This is a genomic window from Petrotoga sp. 8T1HF07.NaAc.6.1 (assembly GCF_016772115.1).
Lineage (GTDB): Bacteria > Thermotogota > Thermotogae > Petrotogales > Petrotogaceae > Petrotoga > Petrotoga mobilis.
In genome coordinates this window covers 1-18901 of the sequence record NZ_AUPG01000020.1, presented here as the reverse complement: position 1 = coordinate 18901, position 18901 = coordinate 1, and the positions used below count along the sequence as shown (strand labels likewise).

At 35.2% G+C, this 18901-nt stretch carries 20 protein-coding genes, 1 tRNA gene and 1 pseudogene; 9 read left to right on the top strand and 13 right to left on the bottom strand.

Features of this window, described 5'->3' with window-relative positions; translation table 11 throughout:
* The 9 genes from NAAC61_RS09800 to NAAC61_RS09760 all read right to left on the bottom strand — a co-directional run.
* Window positions 1–193, bottom strand: a 193-nt coding sequence (locus NAAC61_RS09800) for a UDP-N-acetylglucosamine 2-epimerase (RefSeq protein WP_443146891.1), incomplete at its 3' end; no start/stop codon positions are given.
* Between the two features lie 12 nt (window positions 194–205).
* Complete coding sequence (locus NAAC61_RS09795; RefSeq protein ID WP_202695927.1) at window positions 206–1963, bottom strand: alginate lyase family protein; 1758 nt, start codon at window positions 1961–1963, stop codon at window positions 206–208.
* Window positions 1947–3146 (bottom strand): glycosyltransferase, encoded by a 1200-nt coding sequence (locus NAAC61_RS09790; protein WP_202695926.1) that lies wholly within the window; start codon window positions 3144–3146, stop codon window positions 1947–1949. The genes NAAC61_RS09795 and NAAC61_RS09790 overlap by 17 nt, the downstream gene beginning before the upstream one ends.
* Entirely contained in the window at window positions 3143–4423 is a 1281-nt protein-coding gene (locus NAAC61_RS09785) for an exopolysaccharide biosynthesis polyprenyl glycosylphosphotransferase (RefSeq protein WP_202695925.1), read from the bottom strand. Before NAAC61_RS09785 ends, NAAC61_RS09790 begins: the two co-directional genes overlap by 4 nt.
* Window positions 4424–4907: 484 nt before the next feature.
* Window positions 4908–5144, bottom strand: a complete 237-nt coding sequence (locus NAAC61_RS09780) for a hypothetical protein (RefSeq protein ID WP_202695924.1) — start codon at window positions 5142–5144, stop codon at window positions 4908–4910.
* Between the two features lie 398 nt (window positions 5145–5542).
* Complete coding sequence (locus NAAC61_RS09775) at window positions 5543–5689, bottom strand: hypothetical protein (RefSeq protein ID WP_169925117.1); 147 nt, start codon at window positions 5687–5689, stop codon at window positions 5543–5545.
* Between the two features lie 445 nt (window positions 5690–6134).
* On the bottom strand, window positions 6135–6344 hold the full coding sequence (locus tag NAAC61_RS09770; RefSeq protein ID WP_202695923.1) for a DUF2922 domain-containing protein: 210 nt from the start codon (window positions 6342–6344) through the stop codon (window positions 6135–6137).
* A 17-nt stretch (window positions 6345–6361) separates the two neighbouring features.
* On the bottom strand, window positions 6362–6562 hold the full coding sequence (locus tag NAAC61_RS09765) for a hypothetical protein (RefSeq protein WP_121567269.1): 201 nt from the start codon (window positions 6560–6562) through the stop codon (window positions 6362–6364).
* Window positions 6563–6655: 93 nt separating this feature from the next.
* Window positions 6656–6862 (bottom strand): hypothetical protein, encoded by a 207-nt coding sequence (locus NAAC61_RS09760; protein WP_012209088.1) that lies wholly within the window; start codon window positions 6860–6862, stop codon window positions 6656–6658.
* 938 nt (window positions 6863–7800) lie between these two features.
* On the opposite strand from NAAC61_RS09760, the gene NAAC61_RS09755 reads away from it, so the two are divergent.
* Together NAAC61_RS09755 and NAAC61_RS09750 are read left to right on the top strand one after the other, a co-directional pair.
* Window positions 7801–8553, top strand: coding sequence for a hypothetical protein (locus NAAC61_RS09755; RefSeq protein ID WP_202695922.1), 753 nt, complete (start codon window positions 7801–7803; stop codon window positions 8551–8553).
* Between the two features lie 23 nt (window positions 8554–8576).
* On the top strand, window positions 8577–11090 hold the full coding sequence (locus tag NAAC61_RS09750; protein WP_237729874.1) for an Eco57I restriction-modification methylase domain-containing protein: 2514 nt from the start codon (window positions 8577–8579) through the stop codon (window positions 11088–11090).
* Between the two features lie 93 nt (window positions 11091–11183).
* Here the strand turns inward: NAAC61_RS09750 and NAAC61_RS09745 are convergent, their stop codons facing one another.
* From NAAC61_RS09745 to NAAC61_RS09735, 3 genes are read right to left on the bottom strand one after another with little or no spacing between them, the layout of a single operon-like run.
* Entirely contained in the window at window positions 11184–11624 is a 441-nt protein-coding gene (locus NAAC61_RS09745; protein ID WP_202695920.1) for a protein-export chaperone SecB, read from the bottom strand.
* Window positions 11593–12162: a hypothetical protein gene (locus tag NAAC61_RS09740; RefSeq protein ID WP_202695919.1), complete on the bottom strand. Its 570-nt coding sequence runs from the start codon at window positions 12160–12162 to the stop codon at window positions 11593–11595. The genes NAAC61_RS09745 and NAAC61_RS09740 overlap by 32 nt, the downstream gene beginning before the upstream one ends.
* A gap of 12 nt (window positions 12163–12174) precedes the next feature.
* Window positions 12175–12573 (bottom strand): type II toxin-antitoxin system RelE/ParE family toxin, encoded by a 399-nt coding sequence (locus tag NAAC61_RS09735; protein WP_202695918.1) that lies wholly within the window; start codon window positions 12571–12573, stop codon window positions 12175–12177.
* Between the two features lie 441 nt (window positions 12574–13014).
* On the opposite strand from NAAC61_RS09735, the gene NAAC61_RS09730 reads away from it, so the two are divergent.
* The 4 genes and pseudogenes from NAAC61_RS09730 to NAAC61_RS09715 form a co-directional block, all read left to right on the top strand.
* Window positions 13015–13158 (top strand): hypothetical protein, encoded by a 144-nt coding sequence (locus NAAC61_RS09730; RefSeq protein ID WP_202695917.1) that lies wholly within the window; start codon window positions 13015–13017, stop codon window positions 13156–13158.
* A 75-nt stretch (window positions 13159–13233) separates the two neighbouring features.
* On the top strand, window positions 13234–14652 hold the full coding sequence (ltrA, locus tag NAAC61_RS09725; protein WP_202695916.1) for a group II intron reverse transcriptase/maturase: 1419 nt from the start codon (window positions 13234–13236) through the stop codon (window positions 14650–14652).
* A 281-nt stretch (window positions 14653–14933) separates the two neighbouring features.
* Entirely contained in the window at window positions 14934–16070 is a 1137-nt protein-coding gene (locus tag NAAC61_RS09720; RefSeq protein ID WP_202695915.1) for an RNA-guided endonuclease InsQ/TnpB family protein, read from the top strand.
* A gap of 132 nt (window positions 16071–16202) precedes the next feature.
* A pseudogene (locus NAAC61_RS09715) lies at window positions 16203–17222 on the top strand (alkaline phosphatase); the annotation flags it as partial.
* Window positions 17223–17266: 44 nt separating this feature from the next.
* Here NAAC61_RS09715 and NAAC61_RS09710 read toward each other — a convergent pair.
* Window positions 17267–17437 (bottom strand): hypothetical protein, encoded by a 171-nt coding sequence (locus NAAC61_RS09710; RefSeq protein ID WP_155811074.1) that lies wholly within the window; start codon window positions 17435–17437, stop codon window positions 17267–17269.
* Between the two features lie 124 nt (window positions 17438–17561).
* On the opposite strand from NAAC61_RS09710, the gene NAAC61_RS09705 reads away from it, so the two are divergent.
* The 3 genes from NAAC61_RS09705 to NAAC61_RS09695 form a co-directional block, all read left to right on the top strand.
* Window positions 17562–17638 (top strand) — tRNA-Ile (locus NAAC61_RS09705).
* A 304-nt stretch (window positions 17639–17942) separates the two neighbouring features.
* Window positions 17943–18185 (top strand): hypothetical protein, encoded by a 243-nt coding sequence (locus NAAC61_RS09700; RefSeq protein ID WP_233552345.1) that lies wholly within the window; start codon window positions 17943–17945, stop codon window positions 18183–18185.
* Window positions 18186–18684: 499 nt separating this feature from the next.
* On the top strand, window positions 18685–18901 hold a 217-nt coding region (locus tag NAAC61_RS09695; RefSeq protein ID WP_202695913.1), incomplete at its 3' end, for an Rpn family recombination-promoting nuclease/putative transposase.

Sequence of the window (18901 nt, the reverse complement as noted above, 5' to 3'; positions counted from 1 at the left end):
TCTGATTTTTTGTCATTATATTTAAGTCGTAATCTGGTTTTATTTCGAAAAGATTCAACACTTGATCGAGCATTTCTCTGTGCTGAGCGGTTGCTATTACTTTTATCTCCATATTTTCTTCTTTCATCTTTTTGTATAGCGGTGCCATTTTTATTGCTTCTGGCCGTGTTCCAAATATCATCGCTGTTTTCATTTGGAGAGCTCCTTAAAATGTTATTCTTGTAGTGAATTTTTGATTTTCGTTTTTTGATATTACTTTTAAATTCTTCCTTTTTTCTATTTTGTTGTACGATGGTGAATAGTAACTGTCTCCAATTTTTGTTTCAAAATTATTAGGTGAGGTTATATTCATAGTTATTTCATTATCGATCCTTACCATGCCATTTTTTGTAAATTCTATCTGTCTTTTTGGGGAAAAATGAAAATTGATTTCAATGTAATGTTTATTGGAATATACTTCATCTTCAACGATTATTTCCTTGCTCTCAATAATTACTTTTCTTTTATGAAAAGATTTGTCTTTGTAATAAATAATCCCTTCAAACCCAACGGTTTCTTTCAGGGTTCTCAAGGTAGTCTTCGGCTGATCGGTCCATCTAAAACTGCCTATCTGAGTACTCTGATCTAACCCTAAAAATACGGTGTTATGAGCCGTGGTGGATCTCAAATAAGATCTTAAAGGTTTGTCTAAATTATAATTGTATGTACCTGAATCTGTTAGAATATCTTTCCCATTTACGCATAGTTCAACTGAAAGGCCGTCAGAATGTGAATGAAAAAATTGATCTTGGTTGTTAATAAATAAATATATTTTATCGTCTTTATATATTCCGTATTTCCCTTGTTCAAATACATGGTAGTTTTTTGGATTTAAATTACCATGAATGTAAATTTTCCCAAAAATAGATTCTAGAATTTTGTTATCTATAGTTGGATTATTTCTAGTAAAAAAATAACTTAGTGTGTCCACAAAGTGGTGAAAATTGGTTACTTTGTAAGAGTCTAGCTTATAATAAACTCCATCATCCCAATCTCCAAACTGAGGGTATGTCTTGTCTGCTTTTTCAATTGATTTAAAGAATTCAACGGCACTTTTCGCTTTATTTTCAAAGATGCTTTGAATGAAATTATCTTTGAATTTATTGGAGAAAAGATACACCAGCAGGTACATCTGTAAAACAAAGCGATGATACGATAAACTTGCCTCTTTAAAAGTTCCATCATCCCTTAAAAAGTTGATATACTCAAGAAGTATTTTTTTTGATTTGGATATCCATTTTTTTGATTGTTTTGTATTGATTATGTTTCCTAAAAGGTATAGGGATGTTGCTTCGCCTATTAGATGGTTGTTAGGAATACAATGTTGGGTGTAACCAATGTCTTTATAAACGTGAAATCCATGTTTATAAAGTAACTCTTCAATCTCTTGTGATTTGAGATAATCGTAAAGTAATATATATGTAAGTAGTAAAGAAATGCTTCTTATTGCAACTTCTAAATTTGAGTACCAATTTATCCCAACATCATAAGGATTTTTCGTGTCCCACTCTTTTATTATATTTTCTATTTTTTTTAGTTGTTCAGGGTCTTTTGTTTTTAAAAAAATAATTGCCATTTGTGGTAAAAATTGTAACCTGTTTATTTCCCAGGTGATCTTAATATCCTTGTTCTTGGGTAAAGTTAAATAAAACCATTTTTTTTCTTTTGAATTATCTAAAAAAATATAAGTTAATATATCTATTTTTTCCCCCATTAATTCATAGTTTTGGAAATCTATATCATAATCTTGCAATTGCTCATAATTTTTATTTAAATCCTCAAAGTAGTTGATATACTCAAAGCTTTCATTTTCAGGTAATTTGTATTTTTTTTCGATTAATTTAGTTTTTTTCAATACGTATCTTGTTAATTTTGCTCTTAATTCGCCTTTATATAAGGCTTTATATTTATTCAGTAGTTTCATTGAATACTTCCTCTATTACATCAACAAATTTTTTGGAGAGCTGGCTTCTCAAATATTTTTCCTTTAATATTCCATTATCTTTGTATTCCCATTTCCCCTCTTCTAAGTCTTTTTTTAGTTGGATTAAGGTAGCCTCTAGCGATTTTACGTTCCCCGCTTCAAAAGGATACCCCGCATTTAATTCGTCCATAAGTTCTTTAGCAACCCCATTTAAACCATAAATAACTGGCTTCTTTGTTGCAACGTATTCGAAAACTTTTGATGGTATTGTTTTTTTAAACATGGGTATATCTCTTAAGTGAACAAAAAATGCATCTGCCTGCCTATAAAATTCTAATAACTCTTTCCTCTCTCTTGATGAATAAACTAAGATATTTTGTATTTTTTTTACTTTGATAGCTTTTTCGATTTCCCCTTTTTGGGAACCATTTCCTATCAAAAAAAACTCAAAATTTTTTGAAATATCTTCTTTGATTTCAGTAAGAATTTTAACATCCTGACCTATGCCTAAATTTCCAGCATAGACGATTCTAATTTTTCTGCCTTTTTGGGTATTTTTAGGTTTTTCTTCTAAAAAATATTGATATATGAAATCATCTAAACCATTGGTAATCACGTCTATTCTCTTATTTGAATATTTTTGAATATGTTCTATAAAAGCAGGAGAATTTACTATTATACTTGTAGCTTTTTTATACATATATTGTTCAATGTGCTTTAAAAACTTATACAATAGTGATTTTCTTGTCGTAATTCCTAAGTCAAGCATAACATCTGGCCATAGATCGCGAATATCTAAAATAAAAGGTATATTCCTCTTTTTTAGTAAAGCTCCAAGAAATCCGGTTAAGATCTGTGGAGATGTTGCGATAATTATTTCCACATCTTTTACTTTCTTTTTTGCTAAAAAATAGCTTTTAAGAAAATACTCCAAATATGAAAAACTTCTTTGAATAAATCTATTAGACTGTTTGAGATTTTTTATTCTTGTAATTTTAACTTTAGGCCCGAAAGTGTCGTTTATACTAATTCTTAAATCATTATATCTATTTGGATAAGCTGTTAACACTTCAACGTCATAATTTCTACTGGCCAATTCTTTAACTAATGACTCCATTCTGAAAGAAGCTGCCCCAATATCTGGTGGAAAATTTTGGGTTAATAATAATATTTTATGGTTCACCTTGTCCCCCTCATTCCTACCATTGTTTCAAGTGTCTTGAGCATTATTTTAATATCTAGAAATATGTTCCTGTTTTTTATGTAATACAGATCATATTCTGTTTTTTTCATATAGTCTTCGAGGGTTGATGTGTGCTTGTAGTGTATCTGTGCCCAACCTGTTATTCCTGGGTTTAGTTTGAGTCTGTAATTGTAGAAAGGAATTTGGTTTGACATCATGTTATGAAACTCCAGCATTTCTGGCCTGGGACCTACAATAGACATATTCCCTTTTATTATATTCCAAAATTGGGGTAGTTCGTCAAGCCTTAACTTTCTTATTATTTTCCCGCTTTTTAAAACACGTTTTTCTATATCTTTGTTTGGGTTGTTTGGGTCTATTTCCGCTTCTTTCAAAGATCTAAACTTGTTTATAATGAATATTTGTTCGTCTTTTCCCATTCTTTTTTGTTTGTAAATAATGGGTTTGCCGTCTTCGATCAGTATAGCTAGGCTAATTATCAACATAAATGGAGAGGATAGTATTAAAAGTAAAGTTCCAAAGAACTTGTCTATTATCTGTTGTGATGGAGATGGTTGAACGTTTTGAAACACCACCTCGTAATATTCTTTGAATCTTTGAGCAACTTCTATTGGTATGCGTTTTAGGTATTTTTCTACCATGTTCGGTAAGTATTGAATCTCTAAACCTTCTGCTTTGTAGTTTTGTATTTGTGGTTTTACCCTTTCTTCTAGTTCTGGGTCTGTTATTACTATGCCGTGTATTGTTTGGGTTAATGTTTTTTGTGTGTTTTGTTTTATTATTTCATCAAGTGTTACTGGGTTTGGGTTTATGTATTGTGTGAACTTTATTTTGTTTAACGCTTTTTCTGAGATTTCTTCCATTATGTTGCCTATTTCTTCTTTTCTGCCTATTACCAGGTAATTTTTTACAGGCATGTGTTTTTCGTAGATATTGTATTCTATTTTGTGTATTATTGGCAAGAGGGCTATTGTGTACAATAGGTTGGTAAGGAAAAAGTATCTGTTGAAGTACTTACTTAGGAAGAAGTAGATAATTAGTATGACGATGAAACTCACAAGAGTTCCAACGGAGGTTTTTATTAAAGATTCTGTGTAACTTTTCATTGTTTCTGTGTCGTATGTTCTGAAGGAATATATCCCGAGGTATATTATTAGAGATGAGATTATTGAGATGGTTATTGGTAGGTTCAATAAGAAGGCGTTCATAATGAATATGAGCGCTATGTCTATTAAGTGAACCGCTGCTTTTGGCATCTTCGGGTCTAACCCCCTGTTAGGTTTTGTGGGTTGCTGTTTTGATAAAATCCCTGTGGTTGTTTAAAGTTAAGGCTTAAATGAATTTTTAAGTGAAAATTGTGAAATTTTTTGTTTTTCGATAATTATTATAGCATAAGCTGTTGAAAAATCAACTACTTGTTAGAGTTAATTTTACTGAATATTAATTAAATGGGGATTAAAATGGGCGGAGGGCTCCGCCCTGTGACCCTTTTTAAAAGCAGATTTTTACTTTTGTGAATTAATTTTTGTGCTTTTTATGTAAGCTGTGCTTAGTCTTTGTTAGCGCCCCTTCGCCCCGCTCCCCACCCATTGGATTGTTATAATTATTGTTTTTTAAAAGGCATGTTTTAAGTGAATAATTCCTTGATTAATTTGATCTATACTATCTTCCATATTCTTTTTGTTGTTAGAATGTGAAATAATTTTTGTTTTTAATAAGCCCCAATATAACTGAATTGTTTTAGTAAATTTTTCTTTTTTTTAATAGAGTTACTGGGTTTAACTTGCCTTTTTCTATAAATTCCTGATATTCGCTTAAAACCTGGATGGTTTCATCAAGAGATTGTTCTATGGAGTCTCCATATAACATTAGACCCATGGAGTATAGGTAAGTATAGTAGAGTTTTTCTTTTGTATCGTAGTATAGAATTAAGCCGGAATCTTTGCCTAATTTGTAGGCTCCCATCACCTTAAGCATTACATGCTACCCCCTTCTTTTGAAAAATAAAATAATAAGATTAGTGGAGTGTTTTTCTTTGTCAGTCTAATTATACCATATGTTTTTGAAGGTTTGCTATTTTATTATCCAACTCTTGTTTAATAAGTTTTATAGCGCCCTTCCCCCGCTGCCCACCCGTGAGGAAGAGGATCTTTATTAGCGCCCTTCCCCCCGCTCCCCGCCCGTGAGGAAAAGGATCTTTGATAGCCCCCTTCCCCCCGCTCCCCGCCCGTGAGGAAAAGGATCTTTATTAGCGCCCTTCCCCCGCTCCCCCACCCGTGAGGAAGAAAATCTTTATTTCTTCATTCTGCTGCCTAACCATTTTAGTAAGGCCCTGGAGTCCCTTAAACTCAGCTGCCCGGCCATTTTAAAGAAATTTATTCGTAGTTCGCAATCTCTTCTTCAACGATCATTACTTCTTCTAAGTTTCTTAGGTAAAAGGGGTACTCTTTTGGTACGTAGGGCATTTTTGCTTTTCTTTTTCCAATGTCGCTTTTTATTTTTAGTAGTATGAATTTTTTCATGTATCCTGTGAAGTTTCCTTTGAGATTGAAGTTGTCAATCGCACATAGGAAGAGGTAAGTTAAACTTCCAAAGCTGTCTTCAAAGTCTATCCCGCAACTTTTGGTGAGTTTGTTTGCTTCGTTGACAAGGAAGCCTTTGTATTTGGTGAATAGGGTTTCTTTTGATTTTTTGTCGCCGTTTTTGGAGAGTGCTATTAGTTCGTGGTCCGTTAGTTTGGTGTAGTTTTGATGTTTTATGGTGGTTTCCCCCTTTTTTAATTGATTATCTATTCCCGCCCGCCACCCCTTGTGGTTTAAGGGGCTTCGCCCCTTATGATCCCTGTTTAAAGGCTAAGGAAGACCTTGAGGATGGGTAGTTGTGTGGCATTTTTTAAGTATATTATACGTGCGTATACTAATATATCAAAAAAACTCATGCCCCGTCAAGAGGCATGAGTGCTTTTCTTTATTGAATGAGGTTGAATACTTCATTTGTCGTTGTTTCAACGATTTCTGCTTCGTCTACTTGTGCAGTTGTTGGTACTAATACCCCTATCAAGCTTTGCATTATTGGTTCTATTTCTGCTTGCGTTAGTGTTTCTAATACTCCATCAATAGATAGGGTTTTGCTTTTTCCTTCTGCTGAGTCATAGAATTTCATTCTTAATCTTCTCATTCACTATTTCCTCCTTTTTAGATTATTTCGTAGCTTTCGTCGAAGTAATAAACCGCGTTGGTGTTTTCACAGAGTGAGACTAATCCTTGTAAGGCGGTTTTTATGTCTGCTTCTACGTCGGTGAATAAATCATAGGTTTTATACTTTTTTTCTTCTTTTCCGTCTACTATGCTTATCCAGACGATCTTTCCCTTTCTTGATTCTAAGTTCATTGCCATGTGCTACCACCTCCTGTGTGTTTTTGCTTCCTTAGACCCCTTCTGGGGTGTTTCCTGGTTTGCCCTGCTTTACTTCCCCGGGGAGAAATCATTTTATGCTTTTTCTGGTTTTGGGAATAGTAACGCTACTACTCCGTCGATGAGTATGGAGATTATTAGGTCCATGATCGGTGAGTATTTGCCTATGGATTTAAGGAATTCTCTCACCGCGTTTAGAACAATTTCTTTTTTCTTTTTGCCGTTGCCAGGTACTTCCACCATTTTTACAAGGTCAGGGATTAGTCCTACTATTTCTTTCATTTTCTCACCTCCACTAATAGTATCCGTAAGAATACTTAAATTGTGGTAAATAATTGTTTACTGTTTGATCTATTCCCGCCCACCGCCCCTTGAGGTTAAAGGGGCTTCGCCCCTTATGATCCCTATATAAAGGTCTGAGAGGACTTTATGGATTAAGGGGCTTTCCGCCCTTTATGATTCCCTTTTCTTAAAGCTTGAGAAGCTTTAGAGGAGTTAAAGGGCTGCGCCCTTTGTAATCCTACCGAAGGCTTTGCCTTTAAGCTTTTTGTCAATTTACGAAACTTATTTTTATTAATCTATTCCCGCCCACCGCCCCTTGTGGAAGGGACTCCGTCCCTTATGATCCCTGAATAAAGGCCTAAGAGGCCTTAGTGGATGAAGGGGTTTCACCCTTTAAATCCCTGTTTAAAGGCTAAGGAGTCCCTTATGATCCCTTTTTTAAAGGCTTTGCCTTTAAGATTTATTATCTTTTCCCACCCACCGCCCCTTGTGGAAGGGACTCCGTCCCTTTTAATCCCTTTTTAAAGACTAAGGAGTCCCTTAGGATCCCTTTTTTTAGTTTCGTCTTAGGATTGTTGTGGGTTTTTTAAAACTTATTTTTATTATCTATTCCCGCCCACCGCCCCTTGTGGAAGGGACTCCGTCCCTTTTAATCCCTTTTTAAAGACTAAGGAGTCCCTTAGGATCCCTTTTTTAAAGGCTTTGCCTTTAAGATTTATTATCTATTCCCGCCCACCGCCCCTTAAGGATTTCTTCTTTTTTTGATACCCACCGCCCCTTAAGGATTTCTTTTTTTATAAAGTTTTATAAAGCCCGCCGTCCTTTAATGTTATGATTGGTTAGGGCAGAAGATAAGAATTGTTATAGACGAGGTGAATAGAAATCAAAAAAGCGTTATAATTTCTACAAACTTGCATTCGAAGAGAAGGTGGCTTATTTTGAACAGATCCGTTAAGAAAATGGCTTTGGGGCTTAAGAGTATCCTGCAAAGGGAGGTCATAAATGGGGAAGACAGCCTCACGGCAAATGAGGAAAATGTTTTGCTGGATGTTTTTTTGAGTTTTATTGTTTTAAGAGTATTACAAGCGAAGAGAAACAGCCTCGCGGCAAATAAGGAAGACAGCCTCAAACGCCCCGAAGGGGGTTCAAGGAAAGACAGCCTCACCGCTGGTAAGGATGGTTTGGATTCAGATCTTTTAAGTAATTATCTTTCTGGGGTTCAACTTCTGAATAGTGAGTTTGATTGTTGTTATTTAAGTGATGAGATTAAAAGCCGAATCACTTGCCAAACGATAGAAAAAGTCAGAGATTTGTTTCAAAGTGTGAAAGATGAAGATTGGAAGAAAGAGGAAATTATTTCTTGGTCTTACGAGTATTTCAATGAAGACAGCCTCAAGCACCCCGAAGGGGGTTCAAGGAAAGACAGCCTCACCGCAGGTAAGGATTTAAAGGGTAAAAATGGTGCTATTTCACAGTTTTATACCCCAAAATGGATTGTGGATTATTTGGTGGAAAATACGTTGGGGAAATATTACGGAAGGAACAGCCTCACGGCAAATAAGGAGAGCAGCCTCAAGCGCCCCGAAGGGGGTTCAAGGAATGACAGCCTCACGGCAGGTGAGGATAAGGGTGTGGATGTTGAAGATGTTAAGATTATAGACCGGCTTGTGGATGTGGGAACTTTGTTATAGGGGTGTACGATAAGTTGAAAGAGATGTATCAAAGCAAGGGTTACGATGATGCTTTGATTCCAAAACTTATAATTACTAAGAATTTATACGGTATAGATATCGATGAGAAGGCCGTTGAGATTACGAATTTGTTGTTGAGGTTGAAGGCTTTGGAGGATGGAGCATGTGAGAAGATTGAAACAAACATAGTAGCTGTTCCGAAAGAGAACAGCCTCACGGTAAATGAGGAAGGGCAGAATGAGTATTTGAAGAAGTTTGAAAAGATTGGGAGTTTAATGAGAACAGAGGATGTTTTAAGTTTAAAGGAGTCAGGTATAAACGATGAACGATTGAAGAAAGCTTTAGATATTCTTTCTTTGAAGTACGATGTTGTTTTGACTAACCCTCCTTATTTAGATTCCTCTGATTATGATTTTGAATTGAAGAGGTACATAAACGAGGATTATAGTGAGTTTAAAAAAAATCTGTACGCCTGCTTTATTAAAAAGAGTTGCGAATTGGTGAAGATGGATGGATTTGTTGGTATGATTACCCCTCAAACCTTTATGTTTATAGCAAGCTATGAGAAGACAAGAAGGTTCATATTAGATAACTTTCAGATAGAGAGATTGGTTCATTTTGGCCTTGGAGGGGTGTTTGATAACGCTTTAGTGGACACAGCGATGTTTGTTTTGAGAAGAGCTGAAGACAGCCTCAAACGCCCCGAAGGGGGTTCAAGGAAAGACAGCCTCAAGCGCCCCGAAGGGGGTTCAAGGAAAGACAGCCTCACGGCAAGTGAGGAGGAAAGTTTTGGTGAATATATAAACTTGACATCTTTTAATGGGAAGGGTTCTAAGAAGAAAGCTTTATTTTCTATTTGGGAAGACAGCCTCACGGCAAGTGAGGAAAAGAAGAGAGAGGATTATATTTCTAAGTATGTTTTTAGGGTTGATAAGAGGCTTTTTAAAAAGGTTCCGAGGTTTCCTTTCATCTATTGGGTGGATTCAGACGTTGTTCGTACCTTTGAAAACGAGCCGTTAGAAAAGTTCGCCGATGCACGTCAGGGGATAGCTACAGGGGATAACAAAAGGTTTTTGAGGTACTTTTGGGAAGTTAAAAGAGAGGATATTAAAGATGGAAAGAAATGGGTCCCGTATGCCAAAGGTGGACCTTACAATAAATGGTATGGTAATTTGTGGTGGGTTATAGCCTTCGATGAAGAGAATTATAATCTATTGTCAAAAATGGGGAACTATCTTCCAAATAGAAAGTATTATTTTAAAAAGGGTATAACTTACACGATGACAACCTCGAAAGGGGCAACTTTTAGATACCTTCCTTCAGGTTTCTTGTTTGATTGTAAGGGTAGTAGTTTGTTTTTTTCAAAAGACGAAGATATCTTTAGGTTTTTGGGGTTGCTCAATAGTAGCTTGTTTTCTTACTTGGAGAGTTTTATCGCGGGAAGCGTGGATTTGGAAGTTGGGGATTTGAAAAAACTTCCCGTTCCACAAGGTATGTTTGAGGATTCTTTTGAGACTCAGGTGTTAGAAGCGCTTGGTAGATTGAACGTGGCGATTAAAAAGCAGAATACAGAAATATACCCAAACGAACTGCATTTCAACGAGGAGAGTATCGATAGTGTTTCTAAGTTTTATGGGTTTATAGAGAGGAAAAACGCCCTTGATACCTATCTGCTTCTTTCTGAAGGGTTGATAGATGTACTGGTGATGAAGTTGTACAGTTTGAAAGAAAGAAATTTTGAGGAAATTTATAAGACGGTTGGGATTCCTACGGCCTTTATTCCTTTTGCCGACGATAAAGGTATTAAGGGTTTGCCTCCATTGAAAGAACTGTTGAAAAATCAATATCTTTCTGAATTTGGTTTGAGGCAAGCTCAGCTTACAAAAATAGAAAAGCTTATTGAAGAATTTTATGATAATAAAATCAAATCTTTCAGCCACCTTTTGCCTTTTGATGGTGGTATAACTAACTATCATCGAAGGGAACCTTACGATAATTATGTGGAAAGAAAGGCGGAAGAAAGTTTCCAAAATCCTGTTACGGTTTACAATAATATGGGTAGCCAAGAGGAGATTTTAACAAAATTGGGGTTTATAAGGATAGATAACGGGATCCAAAGGTATCTTTTGAATGGGGATACCGGTTTTATCCCATTTGGATTTTCAATCGATGAAGAAAATAGATTGTTATCCTATATTTTCAAGGATTGCTCTGAATTGGAGCGTATTGTGAAGAAAGATTTGAGAGATTATGTCTTTAAAGATTACCTAAAACTTCATAAGAAGTTTTATAAAGATAGGCCTATCGTTTGGAAGTTGGGAAATAAAGATAGAGGCTTTTTAGTTCATTATCATAACTTGAACGAAAAAACGAAGAGTAATATCTTGGGCTTTTTGCGAAAGAGGATCAAAGAAACAGCTTCACGGCAAATGAGGAATGAGAACAAAAGTTTCAGGGATTTGATGAAGATAATAGAGTCGAAGAATTTTGAGATAAATATAGACGAAGGTGTTCTGAAAAATAGTGCAATTTTTTAGTAATTCTTTATAATTCTTATGCGCCTTTAACCCTTTTAAAATCGAAATCTTATTTTTGAAAATCTTTTAAAAAAAGCTGTTTTTCAACAGCTTTTATTGGTTTGTTATTTTAGCTTTTTCTAATTCTTTTTCTACTAGTTCGTTAATGTTCAACATCGGAAGATATATTGGAGGAACAAACCCAAAATTTGCGGATATTGATATTATTTTTGCTCTTGATATCTGCAATAAGCTCATTATTCCAGATTTTATTACTAGTTCTTTGAATTCGTTTTCCTTTATTTTGGGGTTGCCATAAAATCCTGCTTCTGTTTCAAGTTCTAATTTTAATACTATTTTTTTTGATTCTTTTAAATGAAATTTTATGTTTAATCCTATTGTTCCAAAGTATTCTTTTTCTTTTGGTTGGAAATTTTGTGTAACCGAAATGTCTACCTTTGGTGTTAGTTTTTTGTTGTTTAAACTTTCGTCTTTTAATTCATAATTTAATTTTTTAATTATGTCATACCGCATTTGAATATTGCTCATTTTCATATTCTTCACTTCCTTTGCCACGCAATGATAAGATTATGTTTTGATTCTTGTTTGGTTTCGATTCTAAAAATTTGTATAAATATGGTTGCATAGCTATTTCTCTTTTTACTTCTCTTTTATCTCCAAATACTCTTATTGTATTGATTTCTTGATTTTTCAAAGAACGTGTTAGTTTTTTTTGTATAAAATAGTAGTTATTGAATTCTTTTAAATCATAATATAATGGTTTCCTTCCAGGATTAATTGGGTTTATATTGTTTTCTTTGATAATTCTTTGGATATTTCTTATTGACTGTCCTGTCATTGTTGCTAAATCTTTTTGTGTGAAATATAATTTTTGTTCTTTTTCTTCAATGTCGTCAAATTCTTCATCATAATACAACAAGTCATCTTTCATTTCTTTCAATATCCGTATAAATTCTTCGATTTCTTCTTTGTCTTCATATGTTTTAGGATTTACTAAGAAATTATACAAAACTTCTTTATTTTTTGGCTTTAAATCAGAGAAAATATTTAATAATTCATGTATTTCGAGCATGGTTTCCCCTCCTTATATCCCTTTTTCATTAATTTTTTTTAACACTGATTTTTTTGATTGAAAGTATTTTTTTAAATTATCATAACTATCTTCCCTTTTCATTATATCTATATAAGTTATTATTATTTTCCCATCATTTACTACGTAATACGATAACCGGTAAGATACTCTATCATGTATGAATTTGTACGCCCTGATTCCTCTTAAATTTCCTGTTTTCATTTCACCTATTGTGTAATCATAATTTATTTCCAAGACTGCTTGCAATATTTTTAATAGAAGGTTCCTATTGTTTATGTTTTTCAATGAGCGTTCGAAGATTGGGAAAGGTTGATTTTCAAGAGCTTTCATTATTTCCAGTTTTAGCTGTTTTGAGGATAATTCTTGCAAATCTTCTTCTCTTTCTCCCATTTTCTACACCCCATTATATCATTTTATTATTAAAATTCAATTAATTTTTATAACTTGTCGTTTTTTGTCGTTATTATACCTATCCTTACAGTATATTTTACCATATAATAGAGTCAAATTGGCTTTTTAGTTCCTTAGGGTATTGAAAAATATTGCAATTTTTTAGCAATTCTTTATATATTTTAAGCGCCTTTTACCCTTTTAAAATCGAAATCTTATTTTTGAAAATCTTTTAAAAAAAGCTGTTTTTCAACAGCTTTTATTTGGTGCGCCCAGCATGGGCAATAGCTAAGCGGTGAAAGCCCGTTGTGGGCCAGGTAGCGGGAACCACTAGTCGAAGGCAAGGGTGTCCATCGTGAGGTGGAATCTGAAGGAAGCCCAAGGCAAAGTCTCGGTCCGATGAACAAGAACCAGATACAAGGCTAAGTGGAGTGGACGAGTTTGCATTACAAAACGAAGTCCAACAGCTATCCAGAACTTCACGGAGTAAATCTGGCGGATAGATGGGATGAAAGTTATTGCACTTACCTGGGGAGATCTCAAGAATACGCTGTTAAGGTAACCCATGCAGCAATGTATGGCTGAATCTTGAGAAGTCAGCAGAGGTCATAGTACTCATTGAAAGATGAGGAAGGACTGAACAACAGGAGGTTTCGAATCATGAAAGATGCGAAGGGACACGGAAAAAGCATACAACTTCGATTAGAAGGTTTCCTACATGAAGATAGGGGAGAGCCTGAAAATAATGTAGAAGCGCCTAGTATAACTTCTACGTCTGAAAGAGGAAGAAACGATGATAAAGGATACAGTGAAGGGATGCTTGAAAAGATATTATCCGAGGATAATATGAATAAAGCATACAAGAAGGTAAAGGCCAACAAAGGAGCCCCTGGAATAGACGGGATGAAAGTGGAAGAACTCTTTGGATATCTCAGACAACATGGAGAAGAATTAAGGCAAGAGCTCCTTGAAGGAAGGTACACCCCGAACCCGGTAAGGAGGAAAGAAATACCGAAACCGGATGGAGGGAAAAGACTACTAGGCATACCAACGGCAATAGACAGAGTAATCCAGCAATCCATAGCGCAGGAACTGATACCGATTTATGAAAAGAAATTTGTAGATAACAGTTATGGATTCAGGCCATTACGGGATGCAAAACAAGCCATACGAAAAAGCAAAGAATACCTAAACGAAGGGCACACATGGGTAGTGGACATAGATTTAGAACGCTACTTTGACACAGTCAACCACGACAAACTGATGAGGATAATATCAAAAGACGTAAAAGATGGCAGAGTGATATCCCTGATAAGGAAATACCTCAAGAGTGGGGTAATGGTAAATGGGGTAGTAATAGAAACAGAAGAAGGGACTCCGCAAGGGGGACCGCTATCCCCATTACTAAGTAACATAATGCTCCACGAACTTGACGTAGAACTAACGAAAAGGGGACACAAGTTTTGCAGGTATGCAGACGATTGCAACATATACGTGAAAAGCGAGAAATCCGCATACAGGGTGATGGAAAGTATAACAAAATACATAGAGAAGGAATTAAAGTTAAAAGTGAACAGGAAGAAAAGCAAAGTAGTCAGGCCTTGGGACCTCAAATACTTAGGGTTCTCCTTCTACGTGAAAGAAGAGAAGTACGAAATTAGAGTCCATGGAAAATCCATTAAAGAATTCAAAAAGAAGTTAAAAGGAGAAACGAAGAGAAGCAGTGGAAGAAGCATGGCATACAGGCTGTCAAGGATAAAACAAATAATAACAGGATGGACAAACTACTATGGAATAGCAAACATGAAATCGGCAGCCAAAAGTCTTGATGGATGGCTTAGAAGGAGAATTAGGATGTGTATCTGGAAAGGATGGAAGAAAATCAAAACAAGGTATAAAAACTTAGTCAAATTAGGGCTAAACACTAACAAAGCATGGAGATATGCAAATACAAGAAAAGGCTATTGGAGAATCGCCAACAGCCCAATACTTTCAAGAACACTAACTAATAAACACCTTAAGGAAATGGGGTTAACTTCGATCCTGGAAACGTATAACCTAAAACATCAATTCTGTTGAACCGCCGTATTCCGAACGGTACGTACGGTGGTGTGGGAGGACGGTAGATAAATTAATTATCTACCTCCTACCCGATTAGTTATTTTAGCTTTTTCTAATTCTTTTTCTACTAGCTCATTAATGTTCAACATAGGAAGATATATTGGAGGAACAAACCCAAAATTTTGTGTTTTCAAACACGAGATGAATTCGATGTGCAAAAATTATATACATAGAGACTATATTAATTCGTTGTGTGATATAATTATAGTATACAATTATCTAACAAAGGAGAATTTAGGATGTTAAAAACATACAAGTTTAGGTTATATCTAACAAACGAACAAGTTGAGAAATTTAGCCAACATTTCGGACATACTCGATTTATATACAATTTATTCCTAGAATTCTCCAGTAATGCATATAAAAATACTAAAACGTCTATGGTTAACTACAACACATGGTGTAAAATATTGACAGTTCTTAAAAGATCTGAAAAATATCATTGGTTAAACGATGCTAACTCTCAATCATTACAACAGTCCATAAAGGATTTGGAGACTAGTTATAAACGTTTCTTCAAGAAACAAGCTAAGCATCCTAAATTTAAAAAGAAATCAAGTAGACAATCTTTTAGAGTCCCTCAACATATACAACTATATGAAAATGAAAATAACGATAAATATAGTATTCTATTCGTACCAAAGTTTAAAGAAGGTATCAAAGTAAGAGTTCATCGGAAAATAGATCCAAATGCAAAGATAAAAAATTGTATTTTCATTAAAACTCCAACAGGCAAATACTTTGTGTCTATAACATTTGAAGTAGAAGGATCTTACCCCGAAAGATATATAGACTATGAGAACTCAATTGGTATGGATATGGGATTGAAAGATTCTGTTGTATTATCCGATGGAACAAAGTATCCAGCTCCTAAAGTTTTGTCTAAGTACGAAAGGAAATTAAAACACGCATATAAAAAGTTTTCAAGCAAAGAACAAGGTTCTAAGAATTGGGACAAGGCAAAATTAGAAGTTGCTAGAATACATGAGAAAATAAAAAATACACGAGAGGATTTTCTACATAAACTAACAAAAGAAATCAGTGAGAACCAAGCTGATTTCTTCATTGTAGAAACTCTCAATATAAGAGGTATGTTAAAGAATCATCACTTAGCTAAAAGTATCTCAGATTCAGGATGGTATCAATTCAAAACGTTCCTAAAATACAAAGCAGAGAGACTAGGTAAGAAAGTAATTGAGATAGGAATGTTCGAACCTTCGTCTAAGGTTTGTAGTGTATGTGGGTATAAGAATGAAGGTTTAAAACTCTCTGATAGGGAATGGGTATGTCCTGAATGTGGAACTAAACATGATAGAGATGTAAATGCTGCCGTTAATATTAGGCAGTGTGGGATAAAACAGCTAGTCGCTGTATAAACTGACTCTACCCCAGGAACTGGGGGAAGTAAAGCCTTTGGAGACTGTGTAAGACGGGCATTCGTTGCTGCAATGGTCTATGAATTAGGAAGCTTACCTCTTTAGCGGTGAGTAGTTCACAAAACGGACAACGGGTTTATCGGAATGCTTCCAGAAGGTGAAGTCGTGCCAACAATAGCGGAAGTTTTAGCTGAGCAAGGCTACAAAACGGGCGTAATTGCAACTTCAAGGATAACTCACGCCACACCAGCCGCTTATTATGGCCATACGAACGATAGAGATGCCGAACAAGTATTAGCTGAACAGTTGGTTAACAGTAACCTCACCGTTGCTTTAGGAGGCGGTTGGAGATATTTTGATCCTACACAAAGAGCCGATGGAAAAGATCTTATCTCTGTTGCAAAGGAAAATGGCTTCGATTATATTACAACCAAGCAAGAATTGATGGCATACTCTGGAGATAAAGTTTTAGGATTATTCTCTTCAAGTCATATGAATAGCGTTACAGAAAGAACGCCTGCTGAGCCATTGTTACCTGAAATGACCGCCAAAGCCCTAGAGATTTTATCAAAAGACGGTTCTCCTTTCTTTGTGATGATTGAAGGTTCTCAAATCGATTGGGAAGCTCACGATAACGATGTTTTTGGAATTTGGAAAGAAACGGTTGAATTCGATGAAGCAGTGAAGGTTGCTTTAGATTTTGCAAAAGAAAATCCCGATACCTTGGTAATTGTCACTGCCGATCACGAAACAGGAGGTTTGGGTTTGTCATCAGGTGGATACACGATGGATTTGGAAATGGTTAGAGATTATCAAAAAACTACGGATTGGGTTGTAGCTAATTCTCAAGATATGGAAGAACTAAAATCCAACGTGAAAGAGTATTATGGCTTTGATTTGTCAGAAGAAGAAGTCGCTTATTTGGAATCCGCTAAAAACAAAGTGGATGCTTTAGGAGAGATTACAAGCGCAAGAGCAAGTATTGGCTGGACAACACATGATCATACTGGTGCGTTGGTACCTGTATTAGCTTATGGTCCTGGCGCTGAGGAGTTCGTTGGTGTTATGGATAACACAGACCTTCCTCGAAAAATAGCTTGTTTGTTGGGGGTTGAACTTTCTTACCCTGTAGAGAATGTACCAAATAATTAAACGTGCCGAATAATTAAAATTAAAGGGCTGATTAGATCAGCCCTTTAATTTTTTAATAGCTTGATGACTTCGTTTTCCAAACTTTCGAGATCTATATTTTCTTCGTTGTCTAGGAGATTGAAGACCGCCTTTAGTACTATAATTCTTGGATATTTTTGTATTAGCGTTTTAACAGGGTCATCTTGGTTTTTTAGGCTTTCAACGTTGTTGCTCATTTCACAAATTGCTCCTTTAAGAAGTATTTATCCCTCCCAAAACCACAATAACAGATGAAAATTGTCTTTGTTAGAAAAAGTATTGACAAATGTTTTTTTAAATGCTATAATAATCTACGTAAATGGGCTCGTAGCTCAGTTGGTTAGAGCTTCCGGCTCATAACCGGGTGGTCGGTGGTTCGAATCCACCCGAGCCCACCAATAAAAGCCAAGGGTTCCTTGGCTTTTATTTTTTTATACACTTCAATTTTACTATTTTTAACAGCTTTTGTCAACTTTTTTCACAAACTTATCTTCCAAAAGAAATGGTATAATTAGATTAACAGAGAAAACTCTTCACCAATCTTATAGGCTAGCTGCAGGGGTAAAGGACAAAAAAATCTTTTCCTTATGGTTGAAAAGCTGGGAAAGGACCGCAGGTCCCTCTTCCTTGTGGGCGGGCAGCGGGGGAAGGGCGCTATAAAATTCATTATACTTGAGCTAAAAGAAATGGAGGTGCCAAAAAATGTTTAACACATTAGAAGAGATAGCAAAAAGAGAAAGAGAAAAAGCTAAATTGGAAGGAAAACTTGAAGAAAGGGAAAGATTTATAGAATTCATCATAAAAAACCTAAGCAAAAGATTTGGTGACCAATTAACCGAAGAGATAAAAGATAAGATAAGAAAAACGGATGAAAAAACGATAGATTACATAGGAGACAATTTATTAGAAATAACCATAGAAGAACTAAAAGATTTAGTAAAGTAGTCGTAGAAAGGTAATTCTATACCAATCTCAAGAATTTGAGATATAATTCTGCTTTTAAAAAATATCACTCCTTTGTTGTGATTGTTTCAATGAGGAGTGATATTTTTTTGCCTCCTGACATTGGCTGTTATGACAGAACATTTATTCATGCCTGTTTTAGAATTCTTACGTTTTTGTAACTGTCAAATTTGCCTATCGGCTCTTTTTTGGCTCAATTGACTCATTATTGGCTCTTTTTTGGCTCAATTGATAATATATTTGTCTTTTAGCTTCCCGCTGCATTATAACTATTCCTTTATCAACAAGATTGCGAAGAGCTCTTGTCGCTGTTGGTTTTGATGTTTTATTTAACTCTTGATACGGACGCGGACGGACTGCGAGGCAAAGGGACGCTATAAAATTCATTATACAAGAGTTATATGTTGAGATAACACACCTTCAAAAAGATATGGTATAATTAAATTGACAAACAAAATCTAACAAAAAAGAGAGGCCAGACATGAATGAATTAGTGCACAATCCTCACGATCGATTCTTCAAACTAATTTTCAGTGACATAAGGATAGCTCGAGATTTCTTATGGAACTATCTCCCTCAAGAAGCTGTAGAAATAGTAGACCTGGATTATTTAATTCCTGAAAACAACAGTCATGTTGATGAAAACCTAAGAGAAAGCCTCTCGGATATGTTGTATAAAACAAAGATAAAAGGACAAG